General features: G+C 71.3%; 21 protein-coding genes. 10 read left to right on the top strand and 11 right to left on the bottom strand.

The features are described from left to right. The first annotated feature begins 33 nt into the window (after nucleotides 1–33). A complete protein-coding gene (locus tag ACIA8D_RS30010; RefSeq protein ID WP_399237172.1) occupies nucleotides 34–1,044 on the top strand; it encodes an MASE1 domain-containing protein in 1,011 nt (336 codons plus the stop codon). Here the strand turns inward: ACIA8D_RS30010 and ACIA8D_RS30015 are convergent. From ACIA8D_RS30015 to ACIA8D_RS30030, 4 genes are all read right to left on the bottom strand, one after another. Beyond that, complete coding sequence (locus tag ACIA8D_RS30015; protein WP_399237174.1) at nucleotides 1,025–1,783, bottom strand: class I SAM-dependent methyltransferase; 759 nt, start codon at nucleotides 1,781–1,783, stop codon at nucleotides 1,025–1,027. The two genes, ACIA8D_RS30010 and ACIA8D_RS30015, sit on opposite strands and share 20 nt — an antisense overlap. Nucleotides 1,784–1,922: 139 nt before the next feature. Then, nucleotides 1,923–2,375: a Fur family transcriptional regulator gene (locus ACIA8D_RS30020; RefSeq protein WP_399237176.1), complete on the bottom strand. Its 453-nt coding sequence runs from the start codon at nucleotides 2,373–2,375 to the stop codon at nucleotides 1,923–1,925. Then, the gene (locus ACIA8D_RS30025; protein WP_399237178.1) at nucleotides 2,375–2,581 is read right to left on the bottom strand and encodes a DUF2180 family protein; all 207 of its coding nucleotides are present in this window, start codon (nucleotides 2,579–2,581) and stop codon (nucleotides 2,375–2,377) included. Before ACIA8D_RS30025 ends, ACIA8D_RS30020 begins: the two co-directional genes overlap by 1 nt. Before the next feature lie 109 nt (nucleotides 2,582–2,690). Beyond that, nucleotides 2,691–4,013, bottom strand: a complete 1,323-nt coding sequence (locus tag ACIA8D_RS30030) for a family 43 glycosylhydrolase (protein ID WP_399237180.1) — start codon at nucleotides 4,011–4,013, stop codon at nucleotides 2,691–2,693. Nucleotides 4,014–4,313: 300 nt separating this feature from the next. Between ACIA8D_RS30030 and ACIA8D_RS30035 the strand changes: the two genes are divergently transcribed. The 5 genes from ACIA8D_RS30035 to ACIA8D_RS30055 are packed head-to-tail and all read left to right on the top strand — an operon-like array spanning nucleotide 4,314 to nucleotide 9,068. Continuing rightward, nucleotides 4,314–5,561, top strand: a complete 1,248-nt coding sequence (locus tag ACIA8D_RS30035) for an ROK family protein (protein ID WP_399237182.1) — start codon at nucleotides 4,314–4,316, stop codon at nucleotides 5,559–5,561. 19 nt (nucleotides 5,562–5,580) lie between these two features. Next, nucleotides 5,581–6,393, top strand: coding sequence for an ABC transporter permease (locus tag ACIA8D_RS30040; RefSeq protein WP_399237184.1), 813 nt, complete (start codon nucleotides 5,581–5,583; stop codon nucleotides 6,391–6,393). 38 nt (nucleotides 6,394–6,431) lie between these two features. After that, complete coding sequence (locus ACIA8D_RS30045; protein ID WP_399237267.1) at nucleotides 6,432–7,211, top strand: ABC transporter ATP-binding protein; 780 nt, start codon at nucleotides 6,432–6,434, stop codon at nucleotides 7,209–7,211. Nucleotides 7,212–7,257: 46 nt separating this feature from the next. Continuing rightward, complete coding sequence (locus ACIA8D_RS30050) at nucleotides 7,258–8,244, top strand: aliphatic sulfonate ABC transporter substrate-binding protein (RefSeq protein WP_399237186.1); 987 nt, start codon at nucleotides 7,258–7,260, stop codon at nucleotides 8,242–8,244. A gap of 14 nt (nucleotides 8,245–8,258) precedes the next feature. Next, entirely contained in the window at nucleotides 8,259–9,068 is an 810-nt protein-coding gene (locus tag ACIA8D_RS30055) for an MOSC domain-containing protein (protein ID WP_399237188.1), read from the top strand. Between the two features lie 18 nt (nucleotides 9,069–9,086). Here ACIA8D_RS30055 and ACIA8D_RS30060 read toward each other — a convergent pair whose 3' ends face one another. Next, nucleotides 9,087–10,064, bottom strand: coding sequence for a LacI family DNA-binding transcriptional regulator (locus ACIA8D_RS30060; protein WP_399237190.1), 978 nt, complete (start codon nucleotides 10,062–10,064; stop codon nucleotides 9,087–9,089). 242 nt (nucleotides 10,065–10,306) lie between these two features. Between ACIA8D_RS30060 and ACIA8D_RS30065 the strand changes: the two genes are divergently transcribed. From ACIA8D_RS30065 to ACIA8D_RS30075, 3 genes are all read left to right on the top strand, one after another. Next, nucleotides 10,307–11,674 carry an NCS2 family permease gene (locus ACIA8D_RS30065; RefSeq protein WP_399237192.1) on the top strand — a complete coding sequence of 456 codons (1,368 nt, stop codon included), beginning with the start codon at nucleotides 10,307–10,309 and terminating at the stop codon, nucleotides 11,672–11,674. A 66-nt stretch (nucleotides 11,675–11,740) separates the two neighbouring features. Beyond that, nucleotides 11,741–13,459, top strand: a complete 1,719-nt coding sequence (locus ACIA8D_RS30070) for an adenine deaminase C-terminal domain-containing protein (RefSeq protein ID WP_399237194.1) — start codon at nucleotides 11,741–11,743, stop codon at nucleotides 13,457–13,459. A 187-nt stretch (nucleotides 13,460–13,646) separates the two neighbouring features. Further along, nucleotides 13,647–13,973: a WhiB family transcriptional regulator gene (locus tag ACIA8D_RS30075; RefSeq protein ID WP_399237196.1), complete on the top strand. Its 327-nt coding sequence runs from the start codon at nucleotides 13,647–13,649 to the stop codon at nucleotides 13,971–13,973. 6 nt (nucleotides 13,974–13,979) lie between these two features. On the opposite strand, the gene ACIA8D_RS30080 is transcribed toward ACIA8D_RS30075, so the two are convergent. From ACIA8D_RS30080 to ACIA8D_RS30100, 5 genes are all read right to left on the bottom strand, one after another. Continuing rightward, entirely contained in the window at nucleotides 13,980–15,326 is a 1,347-nt protein-coding gene (locus ACIA8D_RS30080; RefSeq protein WP_399237198.1) for a DUF3100 domain-containing protein, read from the bottom strand. A gap of 4 nt (nucleotides 15,327–15,330) precedes the next feature. Beyond that, a complete protein-coding gene (locus tag ACIA8D_RS30085) occupies nucleotides 15,331–16,548 on the bottom strand; it encodes a M20 family metallopeptidase (protein WP_399237200.1) in 1,218 nt (405 codons plus the stop codon). Nucleotides 16,549–16,558: 10 nt separating this feature from the next. Further along, nucleotides 16,559–18,115 (bottom strand): aldehyde dehydrogenase family protein, encoded by a 1,557-nt coding sequence (locus ACIA8D_RS30090; protein ID WP_399237202.1) that lies wholly within the window; start codon nucleotides 18,113–18,115, stop codon nucleotides 16,559–16,561. A gap of 13 nt (nucleotides 18,116–18,128) precedes the next feature. Next, on the bottom strand, nucleotides 18,129–18,998 hold the full coding sequence (locus ACIA8D_RS30095) for an NAD(P)-dependent oxidoreductase (RefSeq protein WP_399237204.1): 870 nt from the start codon (nucleotides 18,996–18,998) through the stop codon (nucleotides 18,129–18,131). Nucleotides 18,999–19,060: 62 nt separating this feature from the next. Continuing rightward, nucleotides 19,061–19,933 carry a MurR/RpiR family transcriptional regulator gene (locus ACIA8D_RS30100; RefSeq protein WP_399237206.1) on the bottom strand — a complete coding sequence of 291 codons (873 nt, stop codon included), beginning with the start codon at nucleotides 19,931–19,933 and terminating at the stop codon, nucleotides 19,061–19,063. 170 nt (nucleotides 19,934–20,103) lie between these two features. Here ACIA8D_RS30100 and ACIA8D_RS30105 point away from each other — a divergent pair, with 170 nt between their 5' ends. Continuing rightward, nucleotides 20,104–21,150, top strand: coding sequence for an enoyl-CoA hydratase/isomerase family protein (locus tag ACIA8D_RS30105; protein WP_399237208.1), 1,047 nt, complete (start codon nucleotides 20,104–20,106; stop codon nucleotides 21,148–21,150). An 18-nt stretch (nucleotides 21,151–21,168) separates the two neighbouring features. Here the strand turns inward: ACIA8D_RS30105 and ACIA8D_RS30110 are convergent, their stop codons facing one another. After that, nucleotides 21,169–21,645 carry a nucleoside deaminase gene (locus ACIA8D_RS30110; RefSeq protein ID WP_399237210.1) on the bottom strand — a complete coding sequence of 159 codons (477 nt, stop codon included), beginning with the start codon at nucleotides 21,643–21,645 and terminating at the stop codon, nucleotides 21,169–21,171. Nucleotides 21,646–21,649 lie beyond the last annotated feature (4 nt).

Raw genomic sequence — 21,649 nt, forward strand, 5'->3', positions numbered from 1 at the left:
GCTGTGGTGGTTTCTCGGCGGTTCCGACCGGCCATGGAGATGGCCCTGAAGGCACTCGCCGTGGCTGCCTGCTACTACGCGGCAGGGCGCCTCGGCCTGCTCGGGCAGGTCGGCGTCGAGGGCGTGGTGGTCACCCCCATCTGGCCGCCGACCGGGCTCGCGGTCGCCGCCCTGCTGGTGTTCGGCGTATGGGTCTGGCCCGGCATCGCCCTCGGCTCCTTCCTCGTGATCACCTCCCTCACCACCCCCGACCTGACCGCGATCGTCACGGTCGCGGGCAACACCGCGGCGCCGCTGTGCGCCCTGCTGCTGCTTCGGGGGGTCGGCTTCCGGCCGGACGTGTCACGGCTGCGCGACGGGACCAGCCTGGTCTTCATCGGCCTCGGCGCCATGCTGATCAGCTCGACGGCCGGCGTCGCGCCACAGGTGTGGACGGGATCGCTGGCCCCGGGGGACTTCCTGCCCGTGTGGCTGGCCTGGTGGGTGGGCGACGCCATGGGTGTGCTGCTCGTGACCCCGATGCTGCTGGTGCTGGCCCGGGGCACGCTCCTGCCCCGGCGGCCGTCAGTGGGACGCATACCCGTCCATCGCTGGGTGGAGGCCGGGTGCCTGGGGATCGCGGTGCTGCTGTTCGTGCCGTTCGCCGTGTTCAGCTCGCCGAGCATGCTCTTCCTGGTCTTTCCGCTGCTGATCTGGGCGGCGCTGCGCTTCGAGCTGGCCGGAAGCATGCTGTGCGCGCTGTTCGCGTCCGTGCTCACCACGTACGCGGCGCACGTGGACCGGGGCTCGTTCTTCGACCTGACCAACATCGAGGTGATGACCAAGCTCCAGGCCTTCAACGGCGCCGCGGCGCTGACGGCGCTGCTGCTGTCCGCGCTGGTCACGGAGCAGCGCGCGACCCGGCACTCGGTGCAGCACGCTTGCAACGAGCTCGCCGAGCTCTTGGAACACCTCGCCGCGGGTGAGGACCCGACGGAGTCCTCGGGCCGGCGCGCGCCCGAGACCCCCGACGGGTCGTCCGAGGTCAGGGGCGACGGGCGGTGAGCAGCTCGAAGGGCGGATTGGCCTCGTAGTCGTCCCAGAACCCGGCGGGGAAGGCCGCGCGGCCCTCGGCCGAGACGGCCAGCGGCGACCAGGCGACGTCGGTGAATCCGGCCCGGGTCAGCGCCTCGGCGTAGACCTCGCGGCGCGGCAGACTGGCGACGAAGGAGACGGGCTCGGGGTCGAGGAACGCGGTGACACGCACCCGCGGACCCACCTCGACACTGCTGCCCTCGAGCTCGCAGTGGAAGCCGTACGGGCGTGGGCTCGGGCCGTCGAAGTCGTAGTCGGGGCTCTGGTTGAGGGCGTAGAAGGTGCCGCCGGGGCGGACGGCGGCATGGATGGTGCGGCACATGGCCGCCATCGTGTCGACCGTCTCGGAGTAGTTGAGCAGGTTGACGGCGGTGGCGATGTCGTAGCCGCGCTCGCCGGGCACTTCGGTCGTGGCAACGTCCCCGACGGCGTAGCGCACACCGAGCGGGTCGGCGCTCTCGATTCGGCGGGCGACGTCGACCATCTCCCCGGAGACGTCGACGCCGCACACGTCGGTGGCGCCGCGCCGCTTGAACAGTCGGCTGTAGAAGCCGGTCCCGCACGCGAGGTCGACGACGGACCTGCCGCCCACATCGCCGACGAGGTCGAGAAAGCTCGGCACCTCCACATAGCGGGCCAGGTTGAGGGCCTTGAAGCCCTCGAACGCCTCGCCGATCCGGTCGTACTGCTGCTCCGCGCTCGTGCTCACGCTGCCTCCCCGTACGGGCTCGGTCATGTCTGCGAGCAACCTTCTCGCGGAGCACCGCCGGGGCCGACTGGCAGGAGCCACAAAGATCGCGGCGCCGGATGGGGCGCGTGCACAAGGCCCGCGCGGCGCCTGTCGTATCTCAGGCGGGCCGCTCGGAGGCGCGGCGGCAGTCGGCGCACCGGCCCCACCAAGTGACCTCCGCCTCGTCCACCGTGAAGCCGCTGTCCTCGGCCGGGTCGAGGCAGGGGGCCGCGCCGACGGCGCAGTCCACGTCCTCGATCCGGCCGCAGGAGCGGCAGACCAGATGATGGTGGTTGTCGCCCACGCGCAGCTCGAAGCGGGCGGGGGAGCCCGCCGGCTCGATGCAGCGCACGAGGTGGACCCGGGTGAGGTCCTCCAGGACGTTGTAGAGCCCTTGGTGCGACAGGCCCCGGGTGAAGCCCTCGGGCCCGGCCGCTGCCTTGATCCGCTCCTCCAGGTCGGCCGCGGACGCGTGCGGCCGACCCTGGAGCGCGCTCAGCACGGCGCGCCGCTGCGCGGTGCCGCGCAGACCCCTGCGCCTGAGGAGCTCGCCCACGTCCTGGCCAGGCATTACGCGGCCTCGGCGGCCAGGCAGGTGCGGCAGACGACGCGCCGTCCGGAGAGGTGGCTGGTCGAGCGGCTCATGCCGTTGGCCCGCTGGACGTGCGTGGCGAGCACGCGCGCGTGGTCGTGGCAGGTGGCCAGGCCGCAGCGGGTGCAGATGCCGATTCCGGTCGAGTCGGGACGGTTTTCCTGGATGCAGTCGTAGCAAGTCATCTGGGGGCCTCCGTGGTGATGTGTTACCGGAGGTGGCAGGCGTCACTGACTGCGCTGATATGTACCTCGGTTTCTCTTAGGGTACGTCCCAGTTTGGATCGAGTCCAATCTAGGTCCGCTTCACGTACAGGCGGTTGCCCTGCGGCCCCGTCCACTCCAGGCGGACGACACCGGGCACCGCAGCGTCGCCGGAACGAGCCGGGTCGGCCCAGTAGCCGAAGGCGGGATTGCGAAAGAACGTCGCCCACAGGCCGCCGTGGTGGTCCTCGAAAAAGTTGTTGTGCCCGGCGCCGACGCCCGCGGTCCAGCGCTTGGAGTACGGGCCCTCGAAGCGGTCGGCGACGGCCACGACCGCGTCGTACTGGTACTGCGTGCGGCCGTCGCCCGGCGGGTCGTAGGCGTGGCGCGTGCTGCCGTCGGCCGCCGTCGACGCGCGGTCCCACGCGGCGTGGACCAGGAAGTACTTGCCGCCGTACTTGAAGACGTACGCGCCCTCCAGGTACGGCTCGGGCGAGTACGGGGTCTGCCGGAACGCCGGGAGGTTCGTCGTCGGGACGATGTCCTCCATGTCGTCGCGGAACTTCGCGTACACGTGGTTGTGCAGCACCAACCACGCGTCGTCGCCCTCGGTGAACAGGCCCCCGTCGATGTGGTGGTACGCGCCGGGCTTGATGAAGGCGGGCCCGCCGGGCACCACGTCGCCGAACGGCTTGTCGAGGTTGCCGTCGACGAGCCGATAGGGGCCCTCCACCCCGCCGTCGCTCACCAGCATGAAGGAGCCCACCAGTTGGGAGTGGTCGCCCATGCACGCGACGATGTACCACTTGCCGCGGAAGCGGTGCAGCTCCGGTGCCCAGGCGTTGGCCCGCTTGCCGAACTGCTCGTCGTGCCAGTACTCCTGCCACGACGCGACGACCGTGCGCCCGGGCCGGTTCTCGTCCACGAACTCCGGCGACCACACCTTGCCGCGCTCGGTGCCGGGCCGGATCCCGGTGGTGTCGGCGAGGCGCCACGGCCCGTACAGCGACGGGGCGGTCCATACGAAGATGCCGTCGTTCCAGGGTCCGGCCGCCGAGAGGCCGGGCACACGGGTGGTGCCGGTGGCCACGTACAGCGGACGGCCGTCGACGACGAAGCAGTTCACGTATGTGTCGCGCATCCATACGCGGCCCAACTCCTCGTCGCGCGGCCGCAGTTCCAGCGGCAGGACGAAGGAGTTGTCCGCGCGCGGCCAGAGGTCCTCGCGGGTGTCCGCGAGCCCGTACGGCGCGAGGGCGGGCCAGTTGGGCGGATACGGCCTTCTCATGGCGGGGCGGGCGGGTTCCGCGAGCGCGGGCGTCGAGGGGAGTGCCGCCGCCCCCATGGTTCCGGCGATGCCGGCCAGCACTCCGCGGCGGCCGATGTGCGCTGCGTTCGTCTCTTCCCGGGTCATCAGGCGGGCTCCTCGGCTGATCGGTCTGGGGTGTGCGCAGCATGCTTCAGCGTGCCCGCAATTTAAGTCAAGAGCGCCTACATAAATGAGTGCGGGAGTGGCGGACCGGCAGTCGAGAGGGTGCTGGTCGGCGGGGAATGTTGCAGTCGTATGGCGTTCCCCGGGCATGCCGCGGCCCGGCCGTGTGCGGGGCGCCTCCACATCACCGCAGGTCAAGTTCAGTGCGGTCACGGGCTGTTGCGCAAAGGGGCGGCGTGAGTATTTCGGTCCGACTCATTGACGAAAATCGTCGGCCCTCACATGCTGTGCGGCATGCACGAACACGACGGCCCGCTGACGCGGCTCCGACGCGGCCACGAGCAGTCCGTTCTCGAGTTGCTGCGCAAACAAGGCCCCCTGAGCCGCGCCGAGTTGGGCACCCGCAGCGGGCTCTCCCGCACCACGCTCCACGACATCGTCGCCGACCTGCTCGGCAGCGGCGCCGTGGTCGCCGCCCCCGCGCAGATCGAGACGCGCAAGCGTGGCCGCCCGGTGGAGAAGCTCAGCCTCAACCCGGCCGCCGGTGAAGCGGTCGGCATCGACTTCGCGCGCCGCGCCGTGCACGTGGCGGCCGTCAACTTCGCCCATGAGGTGGTCGGGTCGGCGAGCGAGGCACACGCCCCCGACCTCTCCTGGCCCGAACGCGTCGACCTCGCGGAACGGCTCCTCGACGCCCTGGCCACCGGCCCGCCCGCTGCCGATCCGGGCGAGGCCGGTGGGCAGGGCCGCTCCCGCGGCGTACACCTCGACGCGCTCACCGCCATCGGGGTGGGCGTCGTCGGGCCGATCGCCGACCCCGGCAGCGAACACGCCCACGCCCAGGGCCTCGACGGGCTGCCCGACCTGCTGCGCAAGCGGTTCGAGGTGCCGGTCCTGCTGGACAACAACACCCGGCTCGCCGCCCTCGCCGAAGCCGTCTGGGGCGCGGCGGCCGACAGCAGCGACGTCCTCTACCTGCGCCTGTCGCACGGCGTCGGCGGCGGCCTCGTCGTGGGCGGCGCACTGCACCGCGGCCGGTACGGGCTGTCGGGCGAGTTCGGACACATCACCGTGGACCCGATGGGCCGCACCTGCGAGTGCGGCGGCACCGGATGTCTCGAGACCCGCGCCTCGCTCGACGCCGTCCTGTGCCGCTACCGCGAGTCCGGCGGCAGGGCCCAGGATCTCGCCGGGTTCCTCGAAGCGGTCACCGCCGCCGAGCCGACGGCCCTGGCGGTCCTGGAGCACGTCGGAAGCGACGTCGGTACCGTGCTCGCCGCGGTCTGTCACGTCGTCGGCGCGGGCGTCATCGTCGTCGGCGGCGAACTCGTCGAGGCGGGCGCCGCCCTCCTCGACCCGGTCGAACGCGCCCTGCGCCGACGCCTGATGCCGATGGCCCACCCCCACGTGGACCTGCGCCGCGCGACGCTCGGCGAGGCCGGCAGCGCGCTCGGCGGCATCGCCCTCGTCCTGCACGAATCCCCCCTGCTCACCCACTACCCGCCGCCCGTCCCCGAGGAGCACGCGTGAAGCCGGCAGCGAGGCAACCATGGCTGTGATCACCCCCGCTCAGAAGACCACCACCGAGACCCGGCGGCAGCCACCGCGCCGCGGGCGCGGCCGACCCCTGATCCTCAACGTCGTCGCCGTCGTGGCGGGAATCGCCGTATGGGCCGTCGTGGCCGCCCTCGGCTGGGTCGAGAACCTGCCCACGCCCGCGGCCGTGGCCGAGAAGGCCGGCAGCATGATCTCCGACGGCACCCTGGCCGACGACACCCTCGCCAGCCTGCGCCGTGTCCTGTTCGGCTACGCCCTCGGCGTGCTCGCCGCCGTGCCCGTCGGCTTCCTCATGGGCTGGTACCCGACGGTGCGCGCCCTGGTCGAGCCGTACATCCAGTTCTTCCGCACCATCCCGCCGCTCGCGCTGATTCCGCTGGCCGTGGTGCTGCTCGGCATCGGCGAGGTGCCGAAGATCGCCGTGATCTTCCTGGCGTCCTTCATGGCCTGCGTCGTCTCCTCCTTCCAAGGAGTCGTCGACGTCGACAAGACACTCATCAACGCCGCCCGGGTGCTGGGCGCCTCGGACCGCACCATCTTCGCCAAGGTGGTCGTCCCCGCCTCCACCCCGTTCATCCTCGTCGGCATGCGCATCGGCCTCGGCGCCTCCTGGGCGACCGTGGTAGCCGCCGAACTCATCGGCGCCCAGGAGGGTTTGGGCTACCGGATGCAGAAGGCGTCCACCTGGTTCGAAATGGACACGATCTTCGTGTCCCTGATCTCCATCGGTGTGCTCGGGCTCGTCATGGACCGGCTGTTGCTGCTGGCCGAACGGCGGCTCACCGGCTGGCAGGAGCGTCGATGAACGGCAAGGAAGCACAGGAAGCACACGACGGGACGATGATGGACAGCAAGATCAGTTTCCGGGACGTGGTGAAGACGTTCCCGCTCAAGGGAGCCACCTTCACCGCACTGGACGGTATCCGTCTCGACATCGCCGACCGGGAGTTCGTCACGGTCGTCGGCCCCTCCGGCTGCGGCAAGTCCACTCTGATGAGCATGGCCGCCGGACTCCAGGAGCCCGACTCCGGCGCCGTCCTGGTCGACGGCACACCCGTGTCGGGGCCGGGACCCGACCGGGGCGTGATCTTCCAGCAGTACGCGCTCTTCCCGTGGCTGACGGTCCGCCAGAACGTGGAATTCGGGCTCAAGTTGGCCTCCGTGCCCGGTGCGGAGCGCCGCCGCCGCGCCGAGGCGGCCATCGCCCTCGTCGGCCTCGACGAGTTCGCCGACGCCCTGCCCAAGACGCTGTCCGGCGGAATGAAGCAGCGCTGCGCCATCGCCCGCGCCTACGCGGTGGACCCCCAAGTCCTGCTGATGGACGAGCCGTTCGGCGCGCTCGACGCCCTGACCCGGGTGCAGTTGCAGGACCAGCTCCTCGCGACCTGGAGCCAGGAGAAGCGCACCGTCCTGTTCATCACCCACGACGTGGACGAGGCCGTCTACCTCGCCAGCCGGGTCGTGGTGATGGCCGCGCGGCCCGGCCGCATCCACCGCGTCGTCGACGTCGACCTGCCCTACCCGCGCACCGAACAGATCCGGCTCTCGCCCGAGTTCCGGCGCATCCGCAACGAGGTGTGGACCTCGGTCTACCACCAGGACGCGCCGCCCAACGCCGCCTGACCTCCGCTCACACCTTCCCGCGCACCACCCCGAGAGGACCTCCAGCATGCCCAGAAGCAGGTTCAGGCGCACCACCCGCACGGCGCTGCCCGCCGCCCTGATGCTCACGCTGTCCGTCACCGCCTGCTCCGGCGGCGGCTCGGACGACGACAACACGGTCCGCTTCGGTTACATCGCCGACTACAACGGCGCCAGCCTGCTCGCCATCGCCGAGCGGCAGAACCTGTGGAAGAAGGCCGACCTCACCGCGAAGGTGAAGGCGTTCAACAACGGCCCGGTGCAGATCCAGGCGCTCAGCGCCGACAGCCTCGACTACGGCTACATCGGCCCCGGCGCCATGTGGCTGCCCGCCTCGGGCAAGTCCAAGGTGATCGCGATCGACACCCTCACGTACGCGGACCGGGTCATCGGTCAGCCCGGCATGAAGTCCATGAAAGACCTCAAGGGCAAGCGGGTCGGCGTCCCCGAGGGCACGTCCGGGGACATGATCCTCAACATCGCCCTCGCGAAGGCCGGGATGACGACGAAGGACATCACCAAGGTCAACATGGACCCGTCGACCATCGTCTCCGCCTTCTCCTCCGGAAAGATCGACGGCGCCGGCTTCTTCTACCCCGCCATCGACACCATCAAGAAGAAGGTCCCGGGCCTGCACGAGATAGCGAGCACCAAGGACACCGAGGACTCCTTCCCCACCGCCTTCGTCGCCGGCAACAAGGTGCCCGAGGCCAAGAACAAGAAGGTCATCAAGGTCCTCCAGCAGGCCAATGACTGGCGTCAGCAACACCCCGAGGAGACCGTCGCCCTCACCGCCAAGATGCTCCAGGTCACCCAGGCCCAGGCCAAGGCCGACGCCTCCCACGTCCAGACGCTCTCCACCAAGGACCTGGTCGCCAAGACCAGGAGCGGCGAGGTGGACACCTGGCTGAAGAAGCTCGGTGACTTCTTCGTCCGTAACAAGCAACTGGACGACAACACCGACCCGGGAAAGTATTACGTGGCCGATCTGTACTCGGAGACGTACGCCAAGTAGGGGAGCACAGGCCCATGACACCCGTTCAAGGACTCCAGGTCACCTCGCTGACGACCACCGCCATCAAGGGACTCGGGGTCGTGCCGCGCCACGAGGTGGAGCTGACGAGAACGGGGGTCGCGGGCGACCGTGCCTTCCTCATGGTGGACGCGGAGGGCAACCTGCTGTCCATGACCCGTACGGGAGCCTGGGCCGGGTACACCGCCCACTACACGGCGGAGTCCAGGGTCCTGACCGTGACCGGCCCGGACGGCTCGGAGGCCACCGGTGAGGTGCGCCTCGGCGACGCGCTGGAGGTCGACTTCTTCCGGCACCACGCGGTGCCCGGTCGCCTGGTCGAGGGTCCGTGGGCCGAACTCTTCTCGGACCGCGTGGGTCAACCGGTTCGCCTGGTCCGCCCCGACGCCGACAACGGCGGCGTGGACCTGCGTCCCGTCACCCTCCTCGGCGACGCCTCCGTGGACGAACTGGCCCGCAGGTCCGGCCTCGACGCGGTCGACGCGCGACGCTTCCGCATGACGCTCGGCTTCACCGGCGCCGAACCGCACGCCGAGGACACCTGGGAGGGCCGGACCGTGCGCGTCGGCGGGGCGGAGCTGCGCGTCGAGGGCCCGGTGAAGCGGTGCGGCGCCGTGAACCGCGACCCGGCCGACGGCTCCGGGGGAATGCGCGCGTTGTCTCTGATCAAGGGCTACCGGGGCCTCGGCGAGAGCACCCTGGGCCGCGGCGTCCTGTTCGGTGTGTACGCGGACGTGCTGACACCGGGCAGCATCAAGGTCGGCGACACACTGGAGCTGGACGTGGCACCGGCGCTGAGTCACTGACGGTGACACGCACCCCCGTCAGACCGCCTGCGGCGGCGCCGTCGACGCACGGAGCACCGGCGCCGCGGGCACCCGGGACGTCACCGTGCGCCGATGCCCGTCGATGAGCTCGTGCAGCCGGGTGACGGCGAGCGTGCCGACCTCCCGCAGCGGCACATCGAGCGCGGTCACCGGCGGAGTCGTCGCGCCGAGCGTGCTCAGGTCGTCGGCCGCCGCCAGGCTGATGTCCTCGGGCACGCGCCGCCCCGTCGTACCCAGACCGTGCAGCAGGCCCAGCGCGAGATAGCTGTTGTACGCGAGCACGGCCGTGGCGGCGCCGGGCAGGGACCGCGACGCCTCGATGCCCGCGTCGAACGTGGGCGGCAGCGGGCCCAGCACATGGATGCGGGCGCCCGCGTCCGAGGCCTGCGCGGTGAGCGAGGCCCGCCGCTGCTCGTCCGCCCAGGAACCCGCGGGCCCGGACACGTAGGCGATCTCGCGGTGGCCGAGGTCCATGAGGTGGCCGAGGAGTTCGGCCAGGCCCGCCGCCGTGTCGGCCACGACGGCCGGCAGGCGTCCCACCTGGCGGTCCACGAGCACCAGCGGTCGCCGCTTGAAGCGCTCGCGCAGCGCGGCGTCCGTGCCCACCGGCGTCACCATGATCAGCCCGTCGGCCTGTTCGGACAGCCGGTCGGCGAGGGCTGCCTCACGCTCCGCGTCGTACTCGGACACGGCGATGAGCAGATGGCTCTCGGTGTCCTCCGCGGCCTGCTGCGCGCCGATGACCAGGGGAGCGAAGAAGGGGTTGGAGAGCGTCGGCACGATCAGGCCGACCAGTCCCGTGCGGCCCTTGGTCAGGGCACGGGCCGCGGAGTTGGGCTGGAACCCGAGCCGGTCCGCGGCCTCCCGCACCCGGAGTCGGGTGCCCTCCGCGACCATGTCGGGGCGCTGCAACGCCCGCGAGGCGGTGGCCTTCGACACCCCCGCCGCCTGCGCCACGTCCATGAGCGTCGCCACTGCTGCCCCCTGCTCGCCGTCCCGACCGGTCGTCCCGGCCGAGGTGCCCGGCCCGGTGTCCAAAGCTTTCGTCCGGGCCGCTGTTCACTTTCCCTTTATGCCATGTCATGATACCTGCAACCGGTCTCTGCAACCGGTTGCAGAGACCGTACCCAATCGGGTGCCCGCACGCCCCCGTGCCCTTCCTCGCGCCAAAGCCGCCGCAGACCGCCCTGCCCACCCCTCATCCCGCCGAGGTCCCCATGTCCACCACCGCTCCGCCCTCCGGCGAGCAGGCCGACGCCACCCCCGAGCCGGAGTCGGCCTCGCTCGTCGAGCGGCTCTTCCGCGTCCGCGGCCGGGGCAGCAGTCCCCGCACGGAACTCGTCGCCGGCGCCTCGATGTTCATGGCCGCCGCCTACGCCGTGGTCGTGGTCCCCGGCCAACTGGCGGGCGCGGGCGTGCCGCACGGCGCCGCGACGACCGCCGTCATCATCGCGATCGCGCTCGCGACCCTGGCCATGGGCCTCATCGCCAACCTGCCGTTCGTCGTCGCGCCCGGCCTCGGCGGCGTGGCCCTGATCGCCTTCACCATCGTCGGCCAGGACCACGTCCCCTGGGACACGGCGCTCGGCATGGTGTTCTGGTCCGGCGTCGCCTTCCTGGTCCTCACCCTGCTCGGCATCCGCGACCTCGTCACGCGCCTGATGCCGATGAACCTCAAGTACGCCATCAGCGGCGGCCTCGGCCTCTACATCGCCCTCATCGGCTTCCGCGACGCCGACCTCGTCGTCGGCAACGCCGACAAGGCGGCCCTCGCCGTCGGCGACCTGTCCAAGCCCGCCGGGCTGCTCGCCCTGGGCGGACTGCTGCTGCTCACCGCGCTGGCGGCGCGCAAGGTGCCGGGCGCGTTCCTCATCACCATCGCCGCCGTCACGATCGTCGGCATCCCGCTCGGTGTCACGGACGTCCCCGACAGCCTCTTCTCCGCCCCCGACTCGCCCGGGCCCCTGCTCTTCCACATCGACATCCTCGGCGCGCTCAAGCCGGAGTACTTCCCGTACATCTTCGCCTTCTTCGTCTCCGAGTTCTTCTCCATGACCGGCACCCTTCTTGCCGTCTCGGGGCGCGCCGGGCTGCTCGACAAGGACGGCAACATCCCCGGCTCGCGCCGCCCCTTCCTCGTCGACTCGGTCTCCGTGATGGGCGGTTCGGCCGTCGGCGCCCCCTCGATGACGGCCTATCTGGAGTCGTCCGCCGCGGCCGACGCCGGTGGCAAGACCGGCCTCTCCTCCGTGTGGGCGGCCTGCGGGTTCGGACTGCTGCTGCTCGTCACGCCGTTCGCGACACTGATCCCCTCGGCGGCCACCGCGCCTGTGCTGATCTACATCGGCCTTAACATGCTCGGTGCCCTCAAGAACGTCGACTTCAAGGACCCGACCAACGCGATCCCGGCGGCCCTGACCGTCGCGACCACGCTGTTCTTCGGCAACTTCGGCACCGGCATCGCGGTCGGCCTCGCGGCCCACGTCCTGGTGAAGACCGTCGCCGGACGCGTCCGCGAAGTGCCCTGGCCGCTGTGGATCGTCATGGTCCCGCTGGGCTACTACTTCTACACACTCGTCCCCTGACGGCGCCGGCACACCGCCCCGCCCCGCCCCCGAGTGACGCCCCCCTTCCTGAAGGAGCACGACCCCATGAGTGAGCAGCACGACCTCCGGATCAGCGGCGGGCGCGTGGTGTCCACCTTCACCGGCGAGGAGTTCGCCGCCGACGTGCTCGTGCGCGGCGAGACGATCAGCGCGGTGCTGCCCCCGGGCACCCCGGCCGACGCCCGCGAGGAGGTCGACGCGACCGGCATGCTGGTCGTCCCCGGCTTCGTCGACGCGCACATGCACATCGAGAGCGCGTTCCTGACACCGCAGGAGTTCGCCGCGGTGACGCTCGCGCGCGGCACGACGACGGTGCTCGCCGACCCGCACGAGATCGTCAACGTCGCCGGGCGGGACGCCATGCGCTGGATGATCGACGCGGGCCGGGAGACCGCCCAGACCCAGCTGTGGGGTGTTCCGTCGTGCGTACCCGCCCTTGAGGGCCTGGAGCACGCCGGGGCGGCGCTGTCCGCCGACGACATCGCGGAGATGCTGCGCTGGCCCGGAGTGATCGCGCTCGGCGAGGTCATGGACTACCGGGCCGTGGTCGCGGGGGACCGGCGGATGCACGAGATCACCGCCGCGGCCCGCGCGCAGGACGTCGTCCTCGACGGCCACTGCCCGAACCTGACCGGCGCCGAACTCAGCGCCTACCTCGCCACCGGCGTCGACTCCGACCACACCAAGAACCGCACCGAGGTGGTCCTGGAGAAGGCCCGTATGGGCATGACGATGATGCTTCAGGAGAAGTGCCTCAACGAAGAGGTGGCCGAGGCCCTCCTCGCGCTGCCTCAGCTCCCGCCGCTGTGCCTGGTGACCGACGACCTCGCCGCCGACCACATCGTCGACAAGGGCCACCTCGACCACATCGCACGGGTGGCCGTGGCCGCCGGTTTCCCGCCGCATGTCGTCCTCAAGGCCCTGACGTGGACGCCGGCCCAGCGCCTGCGCCTGCACGACCGCGGCGTCGTCTCGCCGGGCAAGCGCGCCGACCTGGTGCTGCTGCGCGGCGAACTCGCCTCGTTCGAACCGGCGTTGGTGCTCTCAGGCGGCCGGATCGTGGGCCGGGACGGCGCACCCCCTCGCTCGGAGGCGGGCACCGGGGCAGCGGCCGGCGCGCCCCTCGGCAGCCGCATCGACGTCGAAGCCCAGGACGCCGACACGTTCCGCTGGAGGATCGACCTGCCCGACGGCGTGCACACGTTCCGCGCCATGCGGGTCAACGAGCGGGACACCTACACCGAAGCGGCGGAGATCCAACTCCCGGTCCGGGACGGCGAGGTGCGGTGGGAGGGCCGCGCCACCCTCGTCCGCGTCCGTAACCGCTACGGGCACGAGGGTGCGGTCTTCGCGCCGCTGCTCGGCCGCGAACTGACCGACGGCGCCGTGGCCTCGACGTACGCCCACGACAGCCACAACCTCCTGACCATCGGGACCTCCCGAGCCGCGATGGCCGCCGCCGCGGCGACCGTCGTCGCGGACGGGGGAGGCGTCGCCGTGGTGGCCGGACCCGAGGGGGAGTCGATCGCGGCGCGTATGCCACTGCCCGTGGGCGGCGTGCTGTCCGCCCGCCCGGCCGGTGACGTCGCCGACCAGGCGGCCGCGGTGCGGGGCGCGCTGGAGAACTGGGGCTGGCGCCACCTCAACCCGTTCATGAGCGTGTCGACCCTGACGCTCGCCGTGTCGCCCGCACTCAAGATCACCGACCGCTCCCTGGTGGACGTCGTGCGCCGCGAGCCGGTGGGGGCGACGACGCAGGTCTGACCCGAGCGGTCAGGCCGGACGGTGTTACCGGATCTGGCCGCCGTTCAGGCCGCCCAACTGCCTGTAAGCACACGTTTTTTGTTCGTTTCGAATCCGCAATTGACCATGTGTTCAGATGCGGTGAGGTGCGCGAGCTGCACGTATGGCCTAAAGTGACGACTCGGCTACGCTGAGAGGCGATACGGGAATGGGGGCGGAAGCAGTGCGTCACGAGCAGGTTTCTGGGTGGGAACGGGCAGCATGCCGCACGACGGATCCCGACGAACTGTTCGTCGAGGGAGCCGCGCAGAGCAGCGCCAAACGCATCTGTGCCGGATGCGTGATCAAGACCGAGTGCCTGGCCCACGCGCTGGATCAGCGCATCCAGCACGGGGTGTGGGGCGGCATGACCGAGCGCGAACGCCGCGCGCTGCTGCGCCGCCGGCCGACCGTCACCTCCTGGCGGCGGCTGCTGGAGGCCGCCCGCGCCGAGCACGAGCGGCCTGTCCGCGAGCAGGAAGTACGGGTGGCGTGAGGGGCGTCAGCCCCACGCCCCGAGCGTGAACTCGGCGATGGCGACCGAGAGCAGGAACGACGCTGTGATGGCGACGAGCCCGACCGGGACGATCTTCCATCCGATGCGGCGCAGCAGCGGCAGATCCTTGCCGAGGGAGAGCCCCGCCAGCGTCAGCATGATGGTCGCGATGGACAGGAAGTCCACCGACGACACCAGGCGGTTCAGCGTGTCCGAGGCGAAGAACCACGGGCTGGACACGTACGCGCCGACTGTGGTGATCCACACGATCGCCGAGATCTTTCGGCTGACCTTGGCGAGCACGAGCCCGACAAGGACCAGGGCGAGCAGCACGGCGTAACCGCCGACGATGTCCAGGCCGACGTGCCCCGCCGCGACCGAGGCGGTGCCGAGACCGAGGATCGTCAGCACACCGAGCGACAGCCACAGCGGGAGCTTGATCTCGCCCCCGGCAGCCGCGACCTGCTCACGGAAGGCGCGGTTCTCCGCCGCGCTCTGTTCCGTCCCGCCTGCTTCGGTGGGCGCGCTCTCCGTCGCCTCCGTACGCCCACGGCGCGTCAGGAACCGGTAGAAGCGGTCGGCGAGCGGCAGCGCCAGATAGATCCCGACGTACACACCGAGGATCGTCGTGATCAGGTTGGAGACCGCGGCCATGCCCAGGATCGCCTGCTCGTCGCCGGGATACGCGGCCACGATGCTCGCGGAGGACGCGGCCATCATCGAGCCCGAGCCGACACCGGCGCCCATCGCCAGGGCCAGCGGATCGAAGATGTTCCAGTTCGACACCAGCGAGGTCAGGAGCGTGATGAAGACCGCTCCGAACATCGTGCCGAACACATACATGGCGAGCACACCGCGGTACTGGTCCGAGTCGGGACCGTACTTCTCCGAGACCATCGCGAACGACGGCTCCCGGTCCAGCGAGAACGTGGCGCCCACTGTGGCCTTGCCCATGCGCAGCAGCACGGCGAGCGGCAGCGCGATGGCGACCGTGCCGAGCAGATGCCCGATTTCCTGGAGCAGCAGCGCGGGACCGGCGTCGGCGAGCGTCGGCAGGCTGGGGCCGATGTTGAACGCCAGCCGGGCCACCAGGATCATCACGGCGACGCCGACGAGCGCGGCCGCCACCTTCTGCAGATCGATGCCGAGCGGCCGGAACCTCTGGATCGACACCAGCAGGCCCAGCAACAGGCCCCACACCATGGGGAAGATGATGATGGAGCCGATGCCCAGGTCGATGTCGAGCTCACCGATGAACTGCACGACCAGCGCGATCACAAGCGCGAGCCCGGCGATCGGCAGCGTCTGACGGGTCCGCGTGCCGCGGTCGTCCGACTTGAGGAGGGTGGACATGTCGTCACCCGGCCCTTCTGGTGTCACGGTGGAAGGCGGCCTCGACGAACCGGGCACGCTGCTCCGGGTCGCCCGCCGCGTCGACGACGGTCCACGCGAGCGCGCGGGCCGCTTCGAGCATCACCTCGTACGCCGCGTCGGTGTCGGCGACGGCGGCGAATCCGTGGGAGTGGATGGGTACTTCGGCCCCGGGGATGCTCAGCCAGGGGTGCAGACTCGGGATGACCTGGCTGACATTGCCCATGTCGGTCGACCCGCCGCCGAGCCGGCCGCCGGACGTGGTGTCACGCCCGAACGACTCCATCGCGGCCGTCCAGTACCCGGCCAACGCGTCGTCCTGGACGAGCGGTTCGTACAGCGGCTCGGTCGGCTCGATGGTCACCTCGGTGCCGCTGGCCATGGCCGCGCCTTCGAAGCAGCGCCGTACGCGGGTCAGGAGCGACTCGTACTCGGGCAGGGTGAAAGCCCGGCACTCGAAGTCGACGACCGCACGCTCCGGAATGATGTTCGTGGCCACACCGGCCTCGGACACGAACAGGGCCACGCGATGGTCCCCGGGGATCTGCTGGCGCAGCAGGCCGATGGCGACCTGGGCGATGGTGGCACCGTCGGCGGCGTTCACACCCTGGTGGGGCGCGGCCGCGGCGTGCGCGGCGCGGCCGGTGAACACCGCGCGGTAGCGGCCGACCGCCTGCGCGGTGGTCCCGGCCGGGTTGTACGAGACGCCGTCCTGCACCGGATGCACCATCAGGGCCAGGCCGACCCCGTCGAACGCGCCCGCCTCCAGCATCAGCGTCTTGCCGCCGCCGTGCTCCTCGGCCGGCGTGCCGATGGCCTTGAGCGTGATGCCCAGCTCGTCGGCGTACGGGGCCAGGGCGAGGGCCGCGGCGACCGAGGCACCGGCGATGAGGTTGTGCCCGCAGGCGTGGCCGACCTCGGGCAGCGCGTCGTACTCGACACACAGCGCCACCGCCAGCTCGCCGCTGCCCGCCGTCGCCGTGAACGCGGTGGGCAGGCCGCCGGTGCCGTGCTCGACGGTGAGGCCGCCCTCCGCGAGGAGCGTGGTGATCGCCGCCGCGGACCCGGTCTCCTCGAAGGAGAGCTCGGGGTGGGCGTGCAGGCCGCGGGCGAGCGACAGCACCTTGCCTTCCCATGTGGTGACACCGGCCGAGGTGTCCTTCTTGAGTCGGTCGCCTTCGGCGACGGTGTGTGTCTGGCTCATCGAGGACTCCTCAGTAGCTGAGCGACGGGAACGGGGAACCGGCGGCACGCGTGGGTGTCCACACGGCCTTGGTCTGGGTGTACTCGTCCAGCACGCCGGGGCCGGAGGACCGGCCGTGCCCGGAGTCGCCGAAGCCACCGAAGGGCACGGCCACGTGGATCGTCTTGTACGAGTTGATCCAGAAGGTACCTGCCCGCACCGCGCGAGCCACATGGTGGGCCCGCGCGACGTCCTGGGTCCACACCGCTCCGGCCAGGCCGAAGGTGGTGGCATTGGCGCGCTCGATGGCCTCGGACTCGGTGAAGAAGGAGTCGACGCCGACGACCGGACCGAACACCTCGGTGGTCTCCAGCACATTGGCGGGACTGACCCCGTCGAGGACGGTGGGCAGTACCCAACGGCCGTCCGCCAGAGGCGAGTTGGTGACATGCCCGGGCAGGTCCGCCGATGTGGCCCGGTGCGCTCCGCCCTCGATGCCCGCCGCGACGAGCGAGGTGACCGTCGCGAACTGCGACTCCGTGATGATGGGGCCGACCTCGGTCCGCGGGTCCAGCGGGTCGCCGACCCGCAGCCGGGCCGCCCGCTCCGTGACGCGTGCCACGAACTCGGCGTGCACCGACCGCTCCACCAGCAGTCGCGAACCGGCGACACACGACTGCCCGGCCCCCGAGAAGATCGCGGAGATGGCCCCGTCCGCCGCCCGGTCCAGATCCGCGTCGGCGAACACGATGTTGGCGCTCTTGCCGCCGAGCTCCAGCACCGTCGGGATACCGGCCCCCGCCGCGGCGACGGCCACCCGCCGCCCCGTGCCCACCGACCCGATGAAGGAGACCTTGCCCACCCGCGCGTCGGTGGTGAGGGTGGCGCCCACGGTCGAGCCGAGCCCGGTGGCGACGTTGAACACACCGTCCGGCAGGCCCGCCTGATGCGCCAGCTGCGCCAGGCGCACGGTGGACGCCGGGGTGAACTCGCTGGGCTTGACGACGACCGCGTTGCCCGCGGCGAGCGGCGCCGCCGAGTTCCAGCCGCCGGTGAACAGCGGCGCGTTCCACGGCGTGATGGCGACGACGACACCCCACGGGACCCGCTCGGTGTACGTGTGCCAGTTGCCCGGCACCGGGATGGTGTGTCCGAGCAGCTTGTCCGCCCAGCCCGCGTAGTAGCCGAACATCTCGGCCACCTTCGCGGCCTCGCCGCGGGTGTCACGGATCGGCTTGCCCGTGGTGGCGGACTCCAGCGCGGCGAGTTCCTCGACGTGCTCGGCGACGGTACGGGAGACCTCGCGCAGGATCGCCGCGCGCTCGAAGGGGTCGGTGGCGGCCCACACCTCGGCCCCGCGGGCGGCGCTCGCCAGGATGGTGTCGGCGCCCTCCCTACCGGCGTCGGCGTAGTCGGTGACCCACTGCGAGGTGGCGGCGGAGGTGAGGCGGACGGCCTCGCCGCGGCCGGGGACGACATGTCCGTCGACGAACGAGCCGAGCCCCTGCGGGAAGTGGGCGTCCAGGGCCGCGCGGGCCGTGTCCGCGCCGGAGGTGGCGGACTCGATCGAGAAGGTCGTGGTGTTCATGGTGCGTCGGTCCTTAACGCGTGAGGGTCGGGGCGACGGTGCGGGCTATCTCGGAGAAGTCGGCGGCCGGGCCCAGTTCGGCCAGGGCCTCCTGCCACCGCTCGCTCGCGGCGGCCAGCAACTGAGGTGTCTCGCTGCGCTGCTGCGCGGTCTCGACGGCCAGGGCGGCGTCGCGCGCCATCAGCCCGAGCGAGAACCCGGAGTCGTAGGTGCCGCTGAGCACCCAGTCCGGATACATGGCGGCGGACGCCTTGCTGGCCCCGGACGCGTCACTGATGCCGGCGGACGCGGCGGCCGGGTCGACGCCGTAGGACTCCGCGACGGCCAGGGCCTCGCCGACCGCCACCAGGTTGACGGCGGCCAGCATGTTGTTGAGCAGCTTCACCACGTTGCCCGAGCCGGGACCGCCGAGGTGACTGAACTGGCCGCCGGTGAGGGCGTCGAGCACGGGCCGTGCCGCGTCGAGCGCGTCCGGCTCGGCGCCGACGAACGCGGTCAGGCGACCGGCCACGGCGCCGGTACGGCCGCCGGAGACGGGCGCGTCGACGAAGGACACACCATGACCCGCCGCGAGCGCCGCACACGCGGTCGAGGTGTCCGGCTGCGAGGTCGTGGTGTCGACGACGGCGACCGTGCCCGGCCGCGCCAGCAGGACGGGCAGGCTCGCCTCGACGACCTGGGCCGAGGGCAGCGACAGCACCACGTACGGGGTGCCCGCGAGCTGTTCGAGTGTGTCGACGGTGTCCACACCGGCCTGTTGGGCGGTGGCCCGAGCTGCGGGGGAGGGGTCGAAGCCGCGCACCTGCCAGCCGGCGCCGACGAGGGCGGTGGCCATGGCACCGCCCATCGACCCGAGGCCGACGACGGCGATGTGCTTGCTCATGTGTGCTCCTTGCGGGAGGGGAGGCGGCGAAGGGATGCGGAGCCCCCGCCGCTCGGGGTGGGTCAGTCGAGATAGATGTCCAGGTCGCGCCAGAGCTGCTGGGTGCGGCGGATTGCGGCGCGGCTGCGCTCGGGCTGCGCCTCCTGCATGCCGGCGAGCAGCCCGTAGACGACGGAGGTGGCGGCGGTGACGGACTGGAAGAACGAGATGCCTTCCGACGGCACGATGAGGAGGTGGTCGGCGATGAACGTGGCGAGCCGACCGCGGCGCATGTCGGTGATCGCGACGACGGTGGCCCCGGCCTCGTGGGCGGCCTCCGCGGCGGCGATGACCTGTTTCGTGGAGCGCCACATGTTGACGACCAGGAGCACATCGCCCGGCCCGACACTGTTCACGGCCGACGCCAGATGCACGCCAGCCCGGCTCTCCAGCGTGATCGGGTAGCCCATGGTGGAGCCGAGGTGTGCCATCACGGTGGCGGGTCCCGCGAAGGAGCCGACGCCGACGACGAGGATCGAGCGGGCCTCGGCGAGCGCCGAGATGGCGGCCTCGGCCTCCGCCGCGGAATTGCTCTCCAGGGTCTGGCGCAGATTCTCCAGGTCGTGCGTCAGGGCGTCGTGCAGCGGGCTGCGGTGCTCGCCGTGCTCGGTGAGCGTGTCCTCGGTCGAGATCTGCACCAGGTAGCGCGCCCGCAGCTCCCGCTGCAGGTCGGGCCAGCCCTGGTAGCCGAGCGTCTGCGCGGCGCGGACGACGGTGGAGCTGTTCACGTCCGCCCGCTCGGCGATCTGCGCGATCTCGGCGTACGAAGCGAGCTGCGGATTGCGCACGATGACATCGACGACGCGGGCCTGGGCCTTGGACAGCGGCACGTCGGGCAGGGCATCGCCCAGCCAGTCGGCCTGGCCGGGGGTGCTGGGGGTGCGAGATGAGGGCACGGGCGTTGCTTTCTGGGAGAACGAGCAATCTGCAAGTGCGATTGCATAAACGTACCTCGCAATTTCAATTGCGGGAACCCCCGTGTTCGGCCCGTCGTACACCACGCCATGGGCGCTGCCGCAGGTGATAGAGATGGTCCTGCCGTGATCTTCACCGGAAGGAACCACCGTTGAGCTCCGACGCCGCCCCCGTGCTGGAGGCCGTGGAGGGACGCGCCGCGTACCTCACCCTGAACCGGCCCCGGGCCCTGAACTCCCTCACTCACGCGATGCTGACGTCGATCGCCGAGGCCCTCGACACCTGGGCGGACGACCCGGCCGTCGGGACCGTCGTCCTCCAGGGAGCGGGGGAGCGGGCCCTGTGCGCGGGGGCCGACATCCGGCTCTTCCACGACGACGCCCGCAGCGGTGACCACAGCGCCTCGCAGGCCTTCCTGCGCGACGAGTACCGCCTCAACTCCCGTATCGCGCACTACCCGAAGCCCTACGTCGCCGTCATGGACGGCATCGTCATGGGCGGCGGGGTCGGCCTGTCCGCGCACGGCGGCATCCGCATCGTCACCGAACGCTCGAAGATCGCGATGCCCGAGGTCGGCATCGGCCTGGTCCCCGACGTCGGCGGCACCTACCTGTTCACGCGGGCGCCCGGACACCTCGGCACCCACCTCGCGCTGACCGGCATGCCGATCGGCGCCGCCGACGCCCTCCTGTGCGGCCTCGCCGACCACTACGTACCGTCCGAGGCGCTGCCCGCGCTCCTGCGCGAGCTGACCGGGGCGCAGCCGGACCGCCTCATCGCACACCACGCCGAGGACGCGCCGCGGGGCGTCCTCGCCGAGCAGCGTGACTGGATCGACGCGTGCTATGCCGCGGACACCGTCGAGGAGATCGTGGAACGCCTCTTCGCCACCGGCGACGTCGCGGCCAAGGAGGCGGCGGACCTGATCCTGTCCCGGTCACCCATGGCCGTGAAGGCGACGCTCGAGTCGCTGCGCCGCGCGGCCCGCCTCGACACCCTGGAGCAGGTCCTCGACCAGGATTACCGGGTGAGCTGCGCGGCCCTGCACACCCACGACCTGCCCGAGGGTGTCCGCGCCCAGATCATCGACAAGGACCGCGACCCCAAGTGGTCCCCGGCCACCCTGGCAGGGGTCGAACCCACCGACGTGGAGCGCTGCTTCGCGCCGCTGGGGGAGCGGGAACTGGGCCTGGGCTGAAGCCGCCCCGGCGGGGTGTCAGGCCCCCTGCGCCAGCCGCCGGTGCAGCTCCTTCACGGCCGGCACCAGCTCGTCCACCGGCCCCTCGACCTTCACCGACGGGGCGACCTCCTGGATCGGCAGGGCGTTCACCGGGCCCTGGGGCCGCCCCCACGCGGCCAGCCACTCCGAGAGCTGGGCCGAGGAGGCCACGTACACGATCCGGTCGAGGCCGACCCAGGCGTGCGCCGCCGAGCACATCGGGCAGTGCTCGCCGGAGGTGTAGACGGTGGCGGTGGCCCGTTCCTCGGGCGTCAGGTGCTCGGCCGCCCAGCGGGCCAGCTCGAACTCGGGGTGGCGGGTCGAGTCACCATCGGCGATCCGGTTGCGGTCCTCGGCCCGGACCGTCCCGGCAGCGTCCACCAGCACGGAGCCGAAGGGCTCGTCTCCGGAGTCCAACGCCTCGGTGGCCAGCTCCACGCACCGGCGCAGATGGTCCAGTTCACGCTCTTCCACGACG

The organism is Streptomyces sp. NPDC051684 (assembly GCF_044453445.1).
GTDB lineage: Bacteria > Actinomycetota > Actinomycetes > Streptomycetales > Streptomycetaceae > Streptomyces.

Coding starts and splice junctions, on each gene's coding strand:
- ACIA8D_RS30010 (WP_399237172.1), top strand. CDS start 34: ATGGAGATGGCCCTGAAGGCACTCGCCGTGGCTGCCTGCTACTACGCG.
- ACIA8D_RS30020 (WP_399237176.1), bottom strand. CDS start 2,375: ATGCCTGGCCAGGACGTGGGCGAGCTCCTCAGGCGCAGGGGTCTGCGC.
- ACIA8D_RS30025 (WP_399237178.1), bottom strand. CDS start 2,581: ATGACTTGCTACGACTGCATCCAGGAAAACCGTCCCGACTCGACCGGA.
- ACIA8D_RS30030 (WP_399237180.1), bottom strand. CDS start 4,013: ATGACCCGGGAAGAGACGAACGCAGCGCACATCGGCCGCCGCGGAGTG.
- ACIA8D_RS30035 (WP_399237182.1), top strand. CDS start 4,314: ATGCTGTGCGGCATGCACGAACACGACGGCCCGCTGACGCGGCTCCGA.
- ACIA8D_RS30040 (WP_399237184.1), top strand. CDS start 5,581: ATGGCTGTGATCACCCCCGCTCAGAAGACCACCACCGAGACCCGGCGG.
- ACIA8D_RS30045 (WP_399237267.1), top strand. CDS start 6,432: ATGGACAGCAAGATCAGTTTCCGGGACGTGGTGAAGACGTTCCCGCTC.
- ACIA8D_RS30050 (WP_399237186.1), top strand. CDS start 7,258: ATGCCCAGAAGCAGGTTCAGGCGCACCACCCGCACGGCGCTGCCCGCC.
- ACIA8D_RS30055 (WP_399237188.1), top strand. CDS start 8,259: ATGACACCCGTTCAAGGACTCCAGGTCACCTCGCTGACGACCACCGCC.
- ACIA8D_RS30065 (WP_399237192.1), top strand. CDS start 10,307: ATGTCCACCACCGCTCCGCCCTCCGGCGAGCAGGCCGACGCCACCCCC.
- ACIA8D_RS30070 (WP_399237194.1), top strand. CDS start 11,741: ATGAGTGAGCAGCACGACCTCCGGATCAGCGGCGGGCGCGTGGTGTCC.
- ACIA8D_RS30075 (WP_399237196.1), top strand. CDS start 13,647: ATGGGGGCGGAAGCAGTGCGTCACGAGCAGGTTTCTGGGTGGGAACGG.
- ACIA8D_RS30080 (WP_399237198.1), bottom strand. CDS start 15,326: ATGTCCACCCTCCTCAAGTCGGACGACCGCGGCACGCGGACCCGTCAG.
- ACIA8D_RS30085 (WP_399237200.1), bottom strand. CDS start 16,548: ATGAGCCAGACACACACCGTCGCCGAAGGCGACCGACTCAAGAAGGAC.
- ACIA8D_RS30090 (WP_399237202.1), bottom strand. CDS start 18,115: ATGAACACCACGACCTTCTCGATCGAGTCCGCCACCTCCGGCGCGGAC.
- ACIA8D_RS30095 (WP_399237204.1), bottom strand. CDS start 18,998: ATGAGCAAGCACATCGCCGTCGTCGGCCTCGGGTCGATGGGCGGTGCC.